General features: G+C 58.0%; 14 protein-coding genes and 1 pseudogene. 9 read left to right on the top strand and 6 right to left on the bottom strand.

Annotated features, from left to right (window positions below; all coding sequences use genetic code 11):
* Positions 1-4: 4 nt before the first annotated feature.
* Positions 5-787 carry a hypothetical protein gene (locus VNN77_10280; protein HXG51779.1) on the bottom strand — a complete coding sequence of 261 codons (783 nt, stop codon included), beginning with the start codon at positions 785-787 and terminating at the stop codon, positions 5-7.
* Between the two features lie 250 nt (positions 788-1037).
* The gene (locus tag VNN77_10275) at positions 1038-1844 is read right to left on the bottom strand and encodes a thermonuclease family protein (protein HXG51778.1); all 807 of its coding nucleotides are present in this window, start codon (positions 1842-1844) and stop codon (positions 1038-1040) included.
* 511 nt (positions 1845-2355) lie between these two features.
* Between VNN77_10275 and VNN77_10270 the strand changes: the two genes are divergently transcribed.
* The 4 genes from VNN77_10270 to VNN77_10255 all read left to right on the top strand — a co-directional run bounded on the left by VNN77_10270 (position 2356) and on the right by VNN77_10255 (position 6263).
* Positions 2356-2733, top strand: coding sequence for a hypothetical protein (locus tag VNN77_10270; GenBank protein ID HXG51777.1), 378 nt, complete (start codon positions 2356-2358; stop codon positions 2731-2733).
* Positions 2712-2945, top strand: coding sequence for a hypothetical protein (locus VNN77_10265; protein HXG51776.1), 234 nt, complete (start codon positions 2712-2714; stop codon positions 2943-2945). Before VNN77_10270 ends, VNN77_10265 begins: the two co-directional genes overlap by 22 nt.
* A gap of 1453 nt (positions 2946-4398) precedes the next feature.
* Entirely contained in the window at positions 4399-5637 is a 1239-nt protein-coding gene (locus tag VNN77_10260) for a sulfite oxidase (GenBank protein HXG51775.1), read from the top strand.
* A 449-nt stretch (positions 5638-6086) separates the two neighbouring features.
* Positions 6087-6263: a hypothetical protein gene (locus VNN77_10255; GenBank protein ID HXG51774.1), complete on the top strand. Its 177-nt coding sequence runs from the start codon at positions 6087-6089 to the stop codon at positions 6261-6263.
* Between the two features lie 1182 nt (positions 6264-7445).
* On the opposite strand, the gene VNN77_10250 is transcribed toward VNN77_10255, so the two are convergent.
* Positions 7446-8399, bottom strand: a complete 954-nt coding sequence (locus tag VNN77_10250; protein ID HXG51773.1) for a right-handed parallel beta-helix repeat-containing protein — start codon at positions 8397-8399, stop codon at positions 7446-7448.
* 202 nt (positions 8400-8601) lie between these two features.
* Positions 8602-9222: a hypothetical protein gene (locus tag VNN77_10245; GenBank protein HXG51772.1), complete on the bottom strand. Its 621-nt coding sequence runs from the start codon at positions 9220-9222 to the stop codon at positions 8602-8604.
* A gap of 464 nt (positions 9223-9686) precedes the next feature.
* Between VNN77_10245 and VNN77_10240 the strand changes: the two genes are divergently transcribed.
* A complete protein-coding gene (locus VNN77_10240) occupies positions 9687-10598 on the top strand; it encodes a LysR family transcriptional regulator (GenBank protein ID HXG51771.1) in 912 nt (303 codons plus the stop codon).
* A gap of 216 nt (positions 10599-10814) precedes the next feature.
* On the opposite strand, the gene VNN77_10235 is transcribed toward VNN77_10240, so the two are convergent.
* Positions 10815-11387 carry a hypothetical protein gene (locus VNN77_10235; protein HXG51770.1) on the bottom strand — a complete coding sequence of 191 codons (573 nt, stop codon included), beginning with the start codon at positions 11385-11387 and terminating at the stop codon, positions 10815-10817.
* Positions 11388-11659: 272 nt separating this feature from the next.
* On the opposite strand from VNN77_10235, the gene VNN77_10230 reads away from it, so the two are divergent.
* The 4 genes from VNN77_10230 to VNN77_10215 all read left to right on the top strand — a co-directional run bounded on the left by VNN77_10230 (position 11660) and on the right by VNN77_10215 (position 14971).
* The gene (locus VNN77_10230) at positions 11660-12217 is read left to right on the top strand and encodes a hypothetical protein (GenBank protein ID HXG51769.1); all 558 of its coding nucleotides are present in this window, start codon (positions 11660-11662) and stop codon (positions 12215-12217) included.
* Positions 12218-12344: 127 nt separating this feature from the next.
* Positions 12345-13046 (top strand): hypothetical protein, encoded by a 702-nt coding sequence (locus VNN77_10225; protein ID HXG51768.1) that lies wholly within the window; start codon positions 12345-12347, stop codon positions 13044-13046.
* Between the two features lie 178 nt (positions 13047-13224).
* Complete coding sequence (locus VNN77_10220) at positions 13225-13983, top strand: hypothetical protein (GenBank protein HXG51767.1); 759 nt, start codon at positions 13225-13227, stop codon at positions 13981-13983.
* Positions 13984-14092: 109 nt separating this feature from the next.
* Complete coding sequence (locus VNN77_10215) at positions 14093-14971, top strand: GIY-YIG nuclease family protein (GenBank protein HXG51766.1); 879 nt, start codon at positions 14093-14095, stop codon at positions 14969-14971.
* 421 nt (positions 14972-15392) lie between these two features.
* On the opposite strand, the pseudogene VNN77_10210 reads toward VNN77_10215, so the two are convergent.
* Positions 15393-15732 (bottom strand): annotated as a pseudogene (locus tag VNN77_10210) (integrase core domain-containing protein).

Genomic DNA, 15732 nt, shown 5'->3' with positions numbered 1-15732 from the left:
CCGATCAACGGCACTCCGCCTTCGCCTGGACCCACCGGGCGCCGGTCTTGTTGATCCTCAGGATGTCGACCGGCGGGCCGACGAACTGGGGCTCGGCCCGGATGGCCCATTCCATGGCGTTGCGTATCCAGGCCATGTCGATCTCGGATCCTCTCCGCTTCCGGAAGTATTCGTCCAGACCCTTGGTGTGGCCGTAAAAAGCGAGCGTGGTGTGTCCGGAGGGGCACGAGCTGCCGGGACACTCGTAACGCGTCACCTCGACGTGGATCCGCTCGGGGCCGTCGGTCAACGCGAATTCGCTGGTATAGAGAAAGAGCGATCCGTTCTGCAGGCCGAAGAGGATGATCGACGAGCGCCGCAGGTAGTCGAACCACTTCCTGAAGCTCTCCGGAGACCGGGCCCGCACGTTGGCGAGCGCCTGCGCCAGATAGCTTTGAACTCGCTTTTCTATCAGCAGGATCGCTTCTCGGGCTTTGCGCGCCTCCTGGAAGCTCCCCCCGATGATGGTGGTGAGGCTGCTGTTTTGCGAGCTCCAGAGGCCGGTCGCGGAGAAAAAGACGTTCTCGCCGATGCGGCGTACCTTGCACTCGGAAAGGATTTTCTGCTCGCCCGCGGCCGTGATCCCGATCGCCTTGCTGTCGGCCGCAACGGCGATCTGCTCGTCCGGGACGACGACGGACAGGATGGCGGTCCCGAACCGGTGCTCGATCTCGGCGGCAAGGCCCATTTTGCCGCCCGGCCACAGCATCGCGGCCGCGAAGATCAACACGCCGATACGTCGAAACATCCGCCTTCGGGTTTCGTTTAGGCGCCCTTCCAGCCGCGTTCGCGGCCTGAAGAACCATCCAACCAGATCTATTCTAACGATCGCGCGGCGGAATGGAAGTTTTTATCCGGCAGCGCGACTTTGCAGGACCGGGGTGAGTGTCGCGCCGCAAGGCGCTCGAGTATTGATCGGACACGAGCGGTCGCCCGCAACCGCCGGGAAAACGTGACTGCCCGAACGGCTAGGGACCGCGACCGCTGCCGGATGAAGATCAGCTCCCCGGTCTCGGATGGTAGCTTTTGCGGCCGCCGGACGTTATGTGATACCGCCCGCCGCACGGTCCTTGGTAGATCGGTTGGCCGGCGGGAGTGCGGTCGATGACCGGCGCATCGTACTGGCTCCCGTCTGGAGAGCGGTTTTCCCGAGCTTCTACGTCCGACGTTGCGCTTTCCGGAGTCCTGTTTGGAGCCGGTTGAGGCTGCGGTGAATGAGCGGCTCGAGTTCGGTTAACAGAACGCCGGACTGCTCCTGATCCAGCATCGCGGGGACCGGGCAAGTTCTCGGCGTAGACCGACCATAATCCATTCCCCTGTTCCCGCGCATGCCTTTCCAAATCTCTGAACTCAGGAAGATATTTGAACGGATATCGCGTCAAAGCGTGACCGTAGCCTTGTCGGATGATTTCGGCGTTGACGAGCTTTCCCTGCTCCGTCCATACGTATGCCAAGGTTCGGCCGTATTTGTCCTTGTGACCGAGGTGCGAATTTGCGGGATCGGTTTCTATCAGAACCCTCTGGCCTTCCAGGAGACTCTTAGTAAAGGCGCTCGCCTCTTTCCCGAAGCGCTCCACGGGCCGTTGCGGATGACGCGTCTCCGGCGTATCGACGCCAATCAACCGTACCTTCTCTCCGTTCTCCAGAACGATCGTGTCGCCGTCGACGACATGGCTGACCCTTCTGAGCTGAGCCCTGGATCCCTGGCCAAGGACTGGCGCGGAGCTAAGCTGCAAGAAGGCAGCGCAAAGCAGTAGAAGGCAGGCAAGCGTAGACGTGCCGGAGCAAGTTTTTTTCACGAGCATAATTCCTTCGCCCGTGAGTCGGCAGCAACGGCGATGCCAGCTACGAAGAACTACCGCAGGTTTCCGAAGCGCTCCTAAAAGTGCCGATGACCGGTGCCATCCATCGACATCCGTGACATAAGCCGATGATTTAACCCCGCCAGGCTCTGCCGCCGCGGTTCCGTTCGACACCGCCGGTGGGCCGATTATGATTAGCCTCGAACGCATCGAGAGTACTTCCCTGGCTCAGGGAAGTTGCCAACCGAGCCGTCGCCCTGTCCGCGACGGCCACGGTGGAGCGGCAGAAAAATCGCCGGATGTGCGGCGCGCAAGCGCCGAAACAAGGGACCGCCCGATGCCAGATGCGTCGAGGCGGTTTTTTCGTTTTGGGAAGAGCGATGGTTCTGCACGAGCAGATTTGGGGGCGGTGAAGGAGACGAACCGAGGCGGACAGGAGCGCCACCGCGATCCTGCTGCCGGAGGGATACTTAGGGCTTGGCGGGTGCCCGGCCGACCGACACTGGAGGCGAGGATGCGCAGGAAAAGACGACGATCTTTCGATCTGGACAAGGTGATGGAAGCGCGCGCCGCGCTGTGGGCGGCGGCTGCGACCGTGCGTCCCTACGGCAGCGGCCGAACCGCAGACCGCGAAGCATGCCGGCGCGCGCTTCAGGCGATGCTCGACGCGGGCGTCGGAAAGCAGGCTTCCGACCGGATCGCGGTGGAGATGTGGGGCATTCCCGTGACGGCCTGGGTCTCGGTCCGGGGGGTCAGTCGCAAGTTCCTGGGATGCCGCTGGAACAGCGCCTTCATCGGAATCCCGCAGGAATTCATGCCCCGCTGGCGACCGAAGGGCCTGGCGCCGGTCACATCCAGGGGGGACGGCACATGCTCGGCGGACAACCGATAGAGCAGAAGGTCAACGGGCACGATTTGAAGGCGGTGCGAACCCCGCTGGCCTGCAAGCGGGAGACCGAGGGGGCGCCGCTCTGCCGCGACCATCACGAGGCGTTCGATATCCCGGTCTACTCGGTTCGGGACGCCTGGCCGCACGGCGCGAAATGCGCCGTGTGCCGGAGGATGCTCGTGCCGGCGCCGTCCCGCTCGCCGATCGATATTTGAGCGGATGAATGGTTCTTAGAGTTATGACCGACAAATCACGCGAACTGATCGTTATAGTGGACTACAAAGTCGAATCCGTGGAACCGGCTCCGAAAAAAGGAGATTTGTCCCCGGAGCCGCGTCACGGAGATTCAAAGGTGTTCACGTGGCCCGACATTGGCAAAGTCACGGCTCTCATACCGGCCATCATCCTTGGCTTTCAATCGGCAGTCACTCGCTACAAGCCACCGAAGCGGTTTACCCCCTCAGCGGAAATACGCTCGGTTCCATTACCTGCCGCAAAGACGGGTCAACGAACAGGCCGGAACGAGGTCGGAGGCCCGGATGAGCAAGAGCAATCAAACAGCCACGGATGTGGCAGGCTCGTAAACGTACAGCCTCCCGATAAGAACGATGAGGAACCTTCAAGGACTGTCTTTCACAAGTGCGTCGCAGGCAGTACGAAGGAGAAAAAGGAACGCATTGGTAGGCTAAGATAGGGCCATGTTAGACGGCTCAATTCTCGCAGCAGTTTCAGTCCTTGACGTGCAGGGTAAAGGCGTCGCCGAGAAAAAATTGGGTGCCGTCATGGTTCGGGTAGCCGTCCGATCTCGGCCTGCCGGATTCCACCCCCATGTGGATACTCCAGTTCCAGCGCCGCCGCCCCCTCGTCGCATAACCCCGTGCGCGCTCGGGGATGAGGAAGATGGAAAGCAGAAGGGGATTTCGTTGCTCGACCCGCCCGGTGATGCTAGACGTGGTGAGAGGCTGTTCGGCCGCGCGACGTGTCACGGCATTGGCGGCAGGGGAGGCAGTACGATCGCCCGTATCTGTGGTTTGAACTGATGTGGAGCCCCGCTGAAAATGGAGGAAAAGATGCGCGACTTTGGCGTGGGCGGCCAAATTTTGAAGGCAACGAGATGATGGATCTGATCGCCTGCATTCGCTGGCGGCGCGGCCACGGGAGCCCGGGTCAGAGTGCACGAAGAAAATCGCTCTTGCGCGAAATGAAACGATTGCAGAGGGTTGCACTGACAAACGGGTGTGGCGAAACGACACGAAGCGGCTTGGAGAGGAAGATGGCTAGGAGTCAGGCTATCGCCGGCGTTTTTCTTGTCCTCTTTTGCCTGAATGGGCTCATTCCCCAATTGCTTTGGGCTGCAGAGAAAGCCGCTGTCCTTTTTCAGGAACTGTGCTCGGTGTGCCATGGTGTGAGCGGAAAGGGGGATGGTCCAAGCGCGCAGGGACTTGAGCCCAAGCCGGCTGATTTCACTAACTGCCAGGCTATGGCTAAGGATTCCGACGATATCCTTTTTAAGATTATCAAGGGAGGAGGCCAGAGCGCCGGACGCTCGACCGTGATGCCGGCGTGGGGGGATTCTCTGAGCGATCCGCAGATCCGAGAGCTTGTCAAATTCATACGGAGTTTGTGTAAGAGATAGGCTCGGAAATACCGGCTAAGGAGGGCTGGTTCATGGAATACGAAAAGCTGACCCGAGAAGAAGACTATTTACAGTCTCGTGCTGACGAGTACGTTTGGCGGCGCTCCAAGGAGCTTGGCGTGTCGCGGCGCCGATTTTTTCAGATCCTGGTGGCGGGGGGTGCGGCGGCGAGTTTAGGCGGCCGGTTCAGCTCCAAGGCTTGGGCTCAAGTAGCTCCGACCCCTGTAATCAAGCCTACGCCTAAAGATCTGTTTAATGATTTTGGCAGCAACAAGGAGATGCGTTGGGAGAGGATGTACGAGCGCGGTTATGTGGTTCCCAATGAGCTGTTCTTCGTGCGCAATCACACGAGAACGCCGCTGGTGGACCCTAAAAAATGGCGGTTGCGGGTTGAAGGCTCGGGGATTCAGAAGCCCATAGAGCTGACATACGATGAGCTCATTTCCCTGCCCTCGGTATCGGTGATCCGCTATGTCGAATGCGCCGGGAACGGGCGCAGTTTTTTTGAAGCGACTCATGGCAAGAAAGCGGATGGAACCCAGTGGAAGCTCGGAGCCGTTGGTGTGGCGGAATGGACCGGTGTGCCTCTGGCCGAGGTTCTGAATCGCGCGGGACTTAAGAACAGCGCAAGAGACGTGATGCCGGAAGGGTTAGACGATCTCAAGGTTCGGCGCCCGATGTCAGTCGCCAAGGCCCTGGAGGGAGATACATTGCTTGTCTATGCGATGAACGGGCAGCCGCTGCCGCCGGATCACGGTTTCCCTGTCCGGGCGCTCGTTCCGGGGTGGATCGGCGTCGCCAATATCAAGTGGGTGGGACGAATCGAAGTCTCGGAGAAACCGCTTTTTTCTTCGTGGAACACTGACACCTATGTGCTCATCGGGCCCGACTACAAGCCCGAGCCTCCTTCCAAAGGTCCCGTCCTTTCTAACCAGAACCTGAAAAGCGCGCTGGAGCTTCCCTGGGGCGGAGAAATCACGTCGATGCGACGCCTGGTTCGAGGCCGGAGCTGGTCTCCTTTTGGAAAAATCGCAAAGGTCGAGTACACCCTGGACCAGGGTAAGAGCTGGCAAACAGCGAGGTTGAGGGAGCCGAACATCGCTGCTGCCTGGGTGCGCTGGGATTTTGACTGGGAGCCCAAGCCCGGGAAGTATACCATCCGCATCCGCGCCACGGACGAAAAGGCAAACACACAGCCCGACGGAGTTCCGTTTAATCAACAGGGCTACCTCTACAACGCGGTGGTGGATCACCCGATAACCGTGAAATAGTGAGGCACCGAGAGATCCGTGCCGAGCATTGGACCGTGAGACGACCCTACCGACAGCGACAGCACGTCTCCTGTCCGCCGCCTGAACAGCGCCGCGCGACATTGCGTCAACTAGACCAACCCGTGCTCGGCCGAATTGTCCTGGAGTTGGGCTGTCTCCGACAAGCTGATCGGCTGTAGTGTGGGGTCAACTTGGATATCCGGCTGACAGGGTGGCTAATCGCTGTACCTCTACGGCAGCAGCCGTCTCTCATCTCGCTTCCTGTCCTTGGAAGGATGGGAGGCAGTGCGGGGGTCAAGGCATGATCGTCCTTCTCGTTAGCGCTGTCCGAAATTCGGGACCTTGGCAACCGCGGTGACGGGTCGCCACGAGCCGATTCGCGGCGTTTGCATGTCGACGCAATGCTGGCTCGACTCTGGCATGCCGCATTGAGCGCGGGGCCTGGAAGGATGGTCGACGACGGAAACCAAGACCCGCACTTATGGCCGGGGCTGTCCGGTCTGCGAGGGCTCTGCGGGTGCACCGAGTTCAACAGCATCGCCTCGGGCGAAGAGATGATCCAGGCCGAGATCGAACGTCGCCGAAGAATCGAAGAGGCCAGAAAGAAGCTCGAAGAGCAGCATTGAGAAAGACGGCTGTTTGCTTTCCTACGTTGCCCGTCGTAACGAAACGCCGATTACAGCGGGAGATGATGGCCGAATGTTTGCGGAAAAGACGTAACGATAACCGGTTCCCGCCCAGGAAGGACTGAAGAGCTTATCCGAACGAGGCCAAGGCTTGTTGTTCCGATTCAGCCAGGGGGTTTTTCATCCGATACGGCATCTCTCCTGGTGCGACTGTCAGTCCAGAAATAACGGCGTCGGCTCCCCTTCCCGTACCGAAATAACGGTTTTCCATTCGTGTCCACGTTTCGAGAATTCTCGAAACGTGGAAGCGTCGCGCGGGCGGACTCATCGGTTTTCGTCGGGCAATGAGCCGTAGCGATGAGCCCGGAAGACTGCTTACAAGTGCGCGCAAACGACCTCGGGCAGCCGGCCGGCGGTTCCTTGAAAAGAAGGCGTTGCGGAAATTTCAGGCGATCAAGGGCGTTCCTTTGCGTTCGAGCGTCGTCGATCGCCAGAAGCTTTCTTAATTTCCTGGGAACCACCTCCAATGTCCTGTTTGGCTACTACCTTTATAATTATAATGTACCGGTCCGGCGCTTTTCGGCGGACCGAGTCGGGTTGGGTAGGGTTGTGGGTCGTGCACAGCCCTTGCGAGCTGTTTGCAAAACGGTTTCGGCGTAAGCAGCTGCCGACCCTTGCGGAAAAATCTGGAGCCACCCGCCGGACTCGAACCGGCGACCTACTGATTACGAATTTTCGGGCAACGAGAATTCATCCATCATCAGCCGAAAAAATCCAAGAAAAACAATGGGCCGTTTGGCCCCCGTTGGGGCGCTTTTTACCGTTCACCTGCCCACAACCTGCCCACACTGAACCACGGGCTTCGCCGAACCGAACCTCGGGTTTCGCCGACCGAACCGGCTGAACCGCCGGCATGAGTGATTATCATTCGGACGCATCCTGAGTACTTTCCTGGCTCAGGGAAGCTGCCAGCCGGGCCGTCGCCCTGTCCGCGACGGCCACGGTGGAGCGGCGGAAAAATCGCCGGATGTGCGGCGCGCAAGCGCCGAAACGGCTGCGAAGCTCTGTCAGGCGAACGCTGGCCATAACCCGCGGCGGGCAAACCCGGGCCTGCGAAACGCTCGCCGCCCGCCGTCGGGTTCATGGCCACGTCTAACCGCTCTAATCTTGCTGCCCGGACAGCTACGGGATCACGAGCGCGTTGACCTGGTTCCGGCGTAGGGTGTTCTCTGAATTCAGTTGCCCCTGATCGCCGGGACTGCCCGACTGGAAGAACAGGATTCCCGTGGCAGTGACAAGGCAGCTTCCTACGGGAAACGGCGACGGAGGCGGGTCGACGGGTGTCGCAAAGGGGCACCCTGGGTCAGCGGCGCGGCTGTTCAGGTAAAAGTTGTTCCTGACTTCGTTATCGGCAATCGTGGCTGTCGCCCCCCGGCTCAATTGAATCCCGTTCTGCCCGATGATCTCTGTCGGACCAGCGCCGACCACTTGGTTCCAGGAGATCACTGCGTTAGAACCCGCATTGTCCACGACGCTCCCGCCCTTCTGGTACCCGACGATCTCGTTATCCGTGACGGTTGCGCTTCCGGTCGTGCTCTCGAAAGCGCGGCCTATCAGGATGCCGATCCCGTTCTGACACCCGCTAAGGGGATTATCCCGGATGTCCTTGATCCTGTTCCCGTCGAGCGTAGCCGATCCGCCGCCATCGATTCGAACCCCGTACCGGATGCTATCGCACCCGCCACCGCCAGGGCCGGAGATCGTAAAGTCCAGGATCGAGATGCCCGTGGCTCCGTTCACCCGGACGATGGCCTTTGGGTCCGCCATAGATGCCGGTGCCTGGATGATCGCCGCCAGCGGCGTCACGGACTGCAGGGTCAAGTTGTTTTTGGTCACGGTCACCTGCTCGGTATACGTCCCGGGGCAGACGAGAATCGTGTCTCCCACAGCAGCTGCCGTCACTGCCGCCCCGATGGTGCTGTATGTCCCGATCGCCGCATCGCAGTCGGTGGCCGTTGCGAATCCATCGTCATCCACTACCAGGGTTGCTGCTATCGCCGGCCTAGCCGTCAGGGCTAAGACTCCCACCACCGCTCCAACCAGCCACGTTTGCCATCGCATCTTGAAGTGTTCCATTCGACCGTCCTTTTTCTGTTGAACCCGGCTTGCTACCGGTTTTGACACTTAAACGTTTCGGCTAACGTTTTGACTGAATCGCCGTGCCAGCCACTTTGGAATCGTCCGGATCGCGTCTAGCGTTGCAGCACAAGCCTAATCTATCTATCGCTTGCATACCTTCGACTCACGCTTGCTGTCGGGAAGTTGGCTGGCCGCACCCTCAGTCAGTGATATCGCCTTGGTTGCCGTCGATTGAGTTGACCCATGTGCCATTGCTGCCACCCTGGTAGACCCACCCCCACCAGTCCAGGTTGAAACTGCTATAAGAGGCGAAGTATGTGTCCGGCCAGCTGAAGAGATTCACGCAGTTGCCCGTGACAGCATCGCAGCCGTAGTCAAATTTGCCGATGCTTCCCCTAGTGCGATATAAGGGGTCGGGATCGAGGGTCCCGATGATGATAGCTCTGTATCCTCCTTCGAAGGTACCCTCGATTCCGGCGGCGATGGTGTCTGTGTTCTGAGGGCTTCGGCCGGCGACAGTGACGAAGGAGCCCAGATACCGGACGTCAGCGCAGAACGTGTTCGTATCCGTCTGCCATACCTGAATATGCTTATTGTAGTCGTCGTACGCCCAGTAGTTGCCGCCAACCCCAGAATCTATGTCCCCGGTAACCTGATGGGTAACGTTAATGACTAGCTTCCCCGAAGCCCCGTCACATTGCCCCGGGTTGACTTGGCTTCCCCAGCTCAAATGGATGCTGGGCGCTGCCATCACCTGTCCGCCCAGGACCAGAAGGCCCAGAAAGGCCGCCGTCATCGCCACAACTGCCGGTTTTTTCATGGCATATTTCCTTTCATTTCGGTGATAGGCTTGCGGTGCAGATTCGAAATATCTCGATACAAGCAATGAACACCACCTCCTTTGCAGCCATCAAGCCAAATGTCACCCAACGGCTGGCCGATAAGCTGCGGGCCCGGCAGGCGGCTGTCAGTGTCGTCGGCTTGCTGGGCTGCGGCTGATGCTGATACCGTGAAAGGCACGCGTCGCAGTAATGGCTCTCACCTTTAACGTCGTGCTCGCAAGTAACGTAGAGCCAGCGTCTGAGAGTACGGCCTTGTATTCCTCTCTCCCCAAGGAATGCAACTACGGCCAGTCAACACGTCTGCAGCCCTGGGACACCTGTCCGGCGCCGAGTGTAAGGCATACGTGCCGGGGCAGTGTCCAGTACTTTTTTCGAATCAAACGCGATAGGGTTTTAACTATTGATTTTCCCCGGTGTAAGTGGGTTTCGTTAGACAATTAACATGACCCTGCATCAGCTCGAGATTTTCGTTGCGGTGGCCAGGCATCTAAACCTCCGCAAGGCGTCAGAAGAGCTACACATCAGCGAGCCTTCAGTTTCTCAACAGCTCAAGCTTTTGGAGGAAGACCTGAAAGCGAAGCTTTATGTGAAGGCCGGTCGAGGGATTGAACTCACAGAAGAGGGGCAACGCTGCCTGAGCGCTGCGGAATCGGTCGTCCGACAAGTCTCAGAGCTGAGGAGAAGCTTTCATAGTAAGTCGATCGAGAGTGACTTGCGACCGCTGAAGGTTGGCGGCAGTCATGGTCCGTCTATCTGGTGTCTGCCCTCGATCCTGGCTGCGTTCCGAAGGAAGCACCCAACTGTTCTGCCCACGCTTCGAACTGATGTCAGTCATGAAATAGAGAAAATGGTTTTAAACTCAGATCTCGATATCGCACTTATCACAGCCCCATCTGGGGTTGACTCCCTCGTCTACATGCCTTTTCGGCGAGAGGAGTATGTGATCGTTGCGTCTGCTGGACACCCGGTTGCGAAGAAGGGAAGGTTCACACTCGCGGACCTTAACCGGGCAGCTTTTGTCATCAGGAGGCGAATAAAAGGCAGGATGACTAGAACCGAAGAGCTTTTGAGAGATATTGAAAAGAGAGGGATCAAGGTAAACATTGCGATGTATTGCGACACATCAGAGGCTGTTAAAGGGGCTGTCAAAAATGGGGCAGGCCTGGGCATCGTACACCGAGATATGGTGAGGCCAGAAATCAAGCGGGGAGAACTCAAGGTCATCAAAGTTCGAGAGTTGGAAGGACTGATCAAAAGCTACATCGTCTATCGGAAAGATAGACCGTTATCTCCCGATGCGCAGGCCTTTCTCGATTTCCTGCGTCAACGAGCCAGCAAGCAGCCGGTGCATTAGCAGGCTGCGGAAAAATCACCCTTTTTTAAAGTGTATAAGTCATGACCTGATCTGACAGTCGTGATCAGTCTTGGTTGTCGGCCATGGTTGATCCTGACCTGCCCCCCTTGTCAACGACGACGTAAACAGGGTCCGCCTGTCACGTGCGGGAGCTTTTGCGCTACCGGGCCTCACCCAGCTTCGTTCCCAGCTCCAATCCCCCAGGGAAGCCTCGGTTCATGGCTGACGTCCGGGGGCCCCGGCCGTCTCCGTGCTCACGAAAATATCATCCAGGTATACGAAGCCCGGTCCCACATCATTCCCCTCGTCAAAGATGATAGAGATACTTTCGACAATCTCGCCTAGGGGTAGGACTTGGCCACCGTAGTTACCGCCACCTGTGAAGCTCACATTCCCGCTGCCATCGTTGCCGTAAAAGCAGCCGAGAAAAATCAGGTCGCCGTTGGTCAACCGCACGTTGAAGCGCGGCGCGCCAGCACCGCACCAACCGCTTTCGACAGTGAAACCCAGTGTCAACCCGGTGGTCGAGAGCCCTATAACCGGGCTGAGCTGGGCACCTGCCGCTGCGAATTCGGTCGTCGGGACGTTCTTCTCGAGGTGGAGCTGCCAGTCGCCACCTACCTTTTCCCAGCGCGCCCGGGCTGCCGGACCGCCACCGGGAGTGAAGGAGCCCAAGCCAACGGCCGAGAACGTGAACGGGGCCACAGTGAGATCGTCGGCATGCACCTGTACAGGCCCAAATACCATTACTACGATCCACGCGATCGCTACCAATGTGATTCTTTTCATGTTCGGTCCTCCATTAGCGACTGGACACTACTGCCCTGTAGACCGTTCCCTTGGCTGTTAGCTCGGGCACCAAGCTGGCTGCGAGTATAAGGCATACCGGAGAGGCAGCGTCCAGTACTTTTTTCGGATCAAATGTCATAGAGTTTTAACTATTGATTTTTCCCGGTGTAAGAGAATAAAAGAGAACAAATAAGTGACCCCCTAGGTTTGCCCCCCATCCTTTTTCATAGGTGACCAGCGTACACAATTAGTTAGCTGCCATGAAATCACTTTTGGACCTCATCGTTCCGTTTGTGTCGATGGTAGCTGACGGCTCAGTTGAGATCTACAACGAGTTCAGCCTTCAGCACGAGCTCGGCATATTTCTACGAAGAGCGCTTCCTGATCTGAAGATCCAATTTGAACGGAACGTGGGGTACTTCTTTCCGGGGTCCACTTCGTTCACGAAGCGTGAAATCGACATCTCGGCGTTCTCAGACCCAGGGCGACGCCTCAGCTTCGCCGTGGAGCTGAAGTACCCGCGCAACGGTCAGTATCCGGAGCAAATGTTTAGCTTCTGCAAGGACATCGCATTTGCCGAGGAATTGGTGGAGGCAGGGTTCCCGCTGGCGGGCTTTGTCGTTTTTTCGGAAGATCGCTTGTTCTATGAGGGTCCGAAGGAGGGCATCTACAGATTCTTCCGCGGCGGCACGCCGCTACACGGCCGAATCACCAAGCCCACAGGCGCCAAGAACGAAGAGGTGACAATCAAAGGACACCACAATATTGTGTGGAAGGAAGTGCGTGGTGGACTACGTTGCTCGGTAGTCGAAATCAGACATGGCAACTAACAACCCGCTGCACTCGTACGCCCCTCGCCCTGCGGGCTGGGGTTCCCTCGTTCGCTTCGCTCACTCGGCGCCGGTTAGCGCGGGCGTTAGGCATCACCAATCAATGAAGAGGCAGAGGTTGGCGCACATGGGGAAACTTCGCAGCGCGGCACTGCAGATCTCGGCGCTCCTTTTTGGGCTAGGCCTGGTTGCCGCAGCAAGTGCGGCCACAGCCCCCACCCTGAAACCTATTCGCGATCCGACGCAGCGCTTGGATTTGCCGGGTCTGTCCGTCCTACCGCCTAAGGGAGAAAACTGGTTTATTGCTCCCCTGCCGCCGAAGTCCGATAATCCCGCGGTTCCCCTCGTGGGCTTCGTAAAGAGGCTTAGTGAAAAACCACCCACGCAGGCAGTCGATGCCCGTTTGGTTTCCGCCAGAGTTACCGTCTATGACCTGCGCGACCCTAGGACAGAAGCGCCGGCTGCGTTCGAGAACGCGACTGCTTTCGTGGATTGGTTGAAAAAAGGAGCGGAAAAAGGCATCGGAAGAATGGTGACCGGTCGGCAGCGCTTGATTGAGCATGATGCCACGCTGGACGATTCTTTTGGAGCTACATGCGCCCGCTACCGGCGCGTCACAGAACTAAGCGGCTGGGGGCGGTTTCAGGAGTCGATATTCATTCTGGCCACGCGGGGCTGGTTCTGCTTGCATCCGCACTGGCCTCAATACATGATCGACGCCGCTTATACCCAAGTACATCTAAAGGGTGAAGAACCCGTGCCCGTCGATGTCGAAATCGAGCCATTTCTGAGAAGCCCATTGTTCACCGCTACCCGTCCGATGCCGTAAGCACGAATGTCGGAGCGCTGAAAGTAAGGAGATGAGTCCAATTGACGAAACAATTGCCTAACCCTTGGGTTGAGGCCGCCAGGGCGGCTCACCCAAAACGTTGGGCAGTCCTGCGGCGAGTTGGTAGATGAGCAAGGTCCCTTACGACTCTGAGCGGCCGGATATGAGGCTCTTACGGTTGGCGGTGTTCGAGCGCCTCCGCCGAGAGCCAACCTGGCACCAGCTGCCGACAAGTGGCGCGGAATTCGATCAGTACGTAGAACACTTGAATCCTGAGCGGAAACACGTTCTCGTGTTCCACCTTCACGAAGTGCTCTGGCAGCTCCTGACAGAGGGCGTCCTCGCCCCAGGTTCCGATAGCGCGAATCTGAAGCTGCCGTTCTTCCACGTTACCGAGTTCGGACGTGCCGTGCTCGACTCCACCGGTCCGAACGCCTTCGACCCAGAGGGTTACCTGGACTTTGTTCGTGGCCGAGTGGCCGGCGCAGATGCCACCGTGCTCGCATACCTAGCAGAGAGCCTACATAGCCTGCGCCGAGGCACCCTCGTCGCAAGCGCGGTCATGCTCGGGATCGCGGCCGAGCGCGTTTTCCTCCTCCTCGGTGACTCTCTTCACGCCGCCTTGAGCAGCGCGAAGGAAAAGAAGGACTTCGGCGCCCTCCTGAAACGCTTCCCCATGAAGCCGAAGCTGGACTGGGTTCGCGCGAAAATCGAAGCGCTCCAGGCTGCCCGGACCGCCGGATTCCCCGAGAACGCGGGCATCATGGTCGGTGCGATGTACGATCTCATCCGCCAGCAACGGAACGAACTTGGACATCCTCGCGAGAGCCCCCCATCGCTGACCCGAGACGATGTCCTCGGAAACCTGCAGGTTTTCGTCCGCTACTATGAGACGGCAGAAACGGTGCGTTCCTTCCTTGCCAGAAATCGTGTATGAGCTGCCCAACAGCACGTTCGACCGGACCGCTGGCTCGCATTCGCTCGCCGCTGCCGGTCAACGTGAGCGGTCGCCTCGCTAGAGAGCAGATCCCGATGGGAGGTTGGAAATGAATTTGAAGGGCCTATTACTGGATAAAAACATCGACCCACAGCACGTTCTTGTGCTCCGGCATCGACCTCTTGAAGCTGAACTCAACAAAGTGCTCCCGTGGCTGGCTGCCGAAAGACCGGACGTGTTCAACGCTTACCAACAGACCCAAACCAAGCAGGTTGAGCAGGAAATGAAACGCGCTGCATATGTTGCCGCATTCATCGGACACGAGCCCGGCAAAGCTCTGTTCGTCGGTTTGTATTCAGTCAAGGGATGGAAGCCAATTACGCCCAAAGAATACTGGCAGATTCCGGCCAACGTTGAGTTGAAGTCGTTTGGACACAAGGGATTCACGAAGAAATCATCCCGTTCCTCGATCCTCTGGTTTGATCTCGCACCCACCGACTTCTACGATCACTGGAAAGGCAAGCTAATCATTTGCTGGCCCCCACTTGACAAAAACTGGCACCGTTGGGCACATAGACCCAAAAACGAAATGCCAGTCCATGCCATCCTTGAGGAGAGTGTGCTCGACGCGGCAATGCCGGAATGGGATGCAATAGACCTCACATGGGATCAACTTCGCGTACTCCCTGCGCGGTGGAAGTCCAGGCTCTCTGAATGGCGGGGCGTTTACTATATCTTCGACACTTCGGACGGGAAAGGCTACGTCGGCTCTGCTTACGGCGAAAGTAACCTTCTCGGCAGATGGTTAACCTACGCCGCCCATGGGCACGGAGACAATCGCCTACTTCGGGAACGTAACCCCCGGAAATTTCGGTTTACCATCCTACAGCGAGTTTCGCCGGATATGAAGACCCCCGAGATGATCGAACTCGAAAGTTCCTGGAAGCGACGGCTGCATACACGCGAGTACGGCCTCAACGATAACTAGGCGGGGCTAACAATCGTTTTCAGCCGACGCCACGAGGACGCTTTTCGCGGTCGAAAACTTATGGGGCAATAATGCCAAACCTAGAAGCGTAAGGGGTCCAATCTTTTTGTGGACGGTTGACGCGGCGTTGTGATTATGGGGTCAAATCCGATGCGAAGTTTCGGCAAAGGGTGGACGTCATTCGACGAAGCTGTCAACAAAAGGTGTCACCCTAGGTTTTCTAGGTTTCTGGGTTTTGAACTAGTGGACGCTTGTAACCGAGCGCTACTGACGCCGTCCGTTTGGGGGCTCGGGGCTTTGACTTACCGGAGAAGGATATATGTGTAAAAGTCAACACGTTCCTCGATAGTGTCCCGTTGGCGAAAGAAAAAATGTTGGCGGCGTGAGTGGTAGGAGTAAACAATGGCTGACGACGAGGACTTAACCGACGACTGTCAGATCGGGTTTGCATTGGGGTCTTGCCGTAGCACCATCGACCTTGATGCGTGCGCTCCTCGTTGTAATGGCGAACCCACTGGTCGAGGTCCGCCTGGAGTTCTTCCAAACCGCGGTAAATCTTTTTGCGAAACGCGATTCGGTAGAACTCGTTGAGCACGGTCTTGTGGAACCGCTCGCAGATGCCGTTGGTCTGCGGGCTCTGGGCCTTGGTGCGCGTATGATCGATATCCTCCAGCGCCAGGTAGAGCTCATATTCATGCCGCTCTGGATTCCCGCAGTACTCCGTCCCTCGGTCGGTCAATACTCTCTGCAGCACCACCCCA

The organism is Candidatus Zixiibacteriota bacterium (assembly GCA_035574315.1).
In the GTDB taxonomy this organism is placed as follows: Bacteria; Desulfobacterota; Binatia; order UBA9968; family UBA9968; genus DATLYW01.
This window is presented reverse-complemented; position numbering and strand designations above follow the sequence as displayed.

Bases quoted from the DNA above. Each gene is read 5' to 3' on its own strand.
- VNN77_10280 (HXG51779.1), bottom strand. From the start codon at position 787: ATGTTTCGACGTATCGGCGTGTTGATCTTCGCGGCCGCGATGCTGTGG.
- VNN77_10275 (HXG51778.1), bottom strand. From the start codon at position 1,844: ATGCTCGTGAAAAAAACTTGCTCCGGCACGTCTACGCTTGCCTGCCTT.
- VNN77_10270 (HXG51777.1), top strand. From the start codon at position 2,356: ATGCGCAGGAAAAGACGACGATCTTTCGATCTGGACAAGGTGATGGAA.
- VNN77_10265 (HXG51776.1), top strand. From the start codon at position 2,712: ATGCTCGGCGGACAACCGATAGAGCAGAAGGTCAACGGGCACGATTTG.
- VNN77_10260 (HXG51775.1), top strand. From the start codon at position 4,399: ATGGAATACGAAAAGCTGACCCGAGAAGAAGACTATTTACAGTCTCGT.
- VNN77_10255 (HXG51774.1), top strand. From the start codon at position 6,087: ATGGTCGACGACGGAAACCAAGACCCGCACTTATGGCCGGGGCTGTCC.
- VNN77_10250 (HXG51773.1), bottom strand. From the start codon at position 8,399: ATGGAACACTTCAAGATGCGATGGCAAACGTGGCTGGTTGGAGCGGTG.
- VNN77_10245 (HXG51772.1), bottom strand. From the start codon at position 9,222: ATGAAAAAACCGGCAGTTGTGGCGATGACGGCGGCCTTTCTGGGCCTT.
- VNN77_10240 (HXG51771.1), top strand. From the start codon at position 9,687: ATGACCCTGCATCAGCTCGAGATTTTCGTTGCGGTGGCCAGGCATCTA.
- VNN77_10235 (HXG51770.1), bottom strand. From the start codon at position 11,387: ATGAAAAGAATCACATTGGTAGCGATCGCGTGGATCGTAGTAATGGTA.
- VNN77_10225 (HXG51768.1), top strand. From the start codon at position 12,345: ATGGGGAAACTTCGCAGCGCGGCACTGCAGATCTCGGCGCTCCTTTTT.
- VNN77_10215 (HXG51766.1), top strand. From the start codon at position 14,093: ATGAATTTGAAGGGCCTATTACTGGATAAAAACATCGACCCACAGCAC.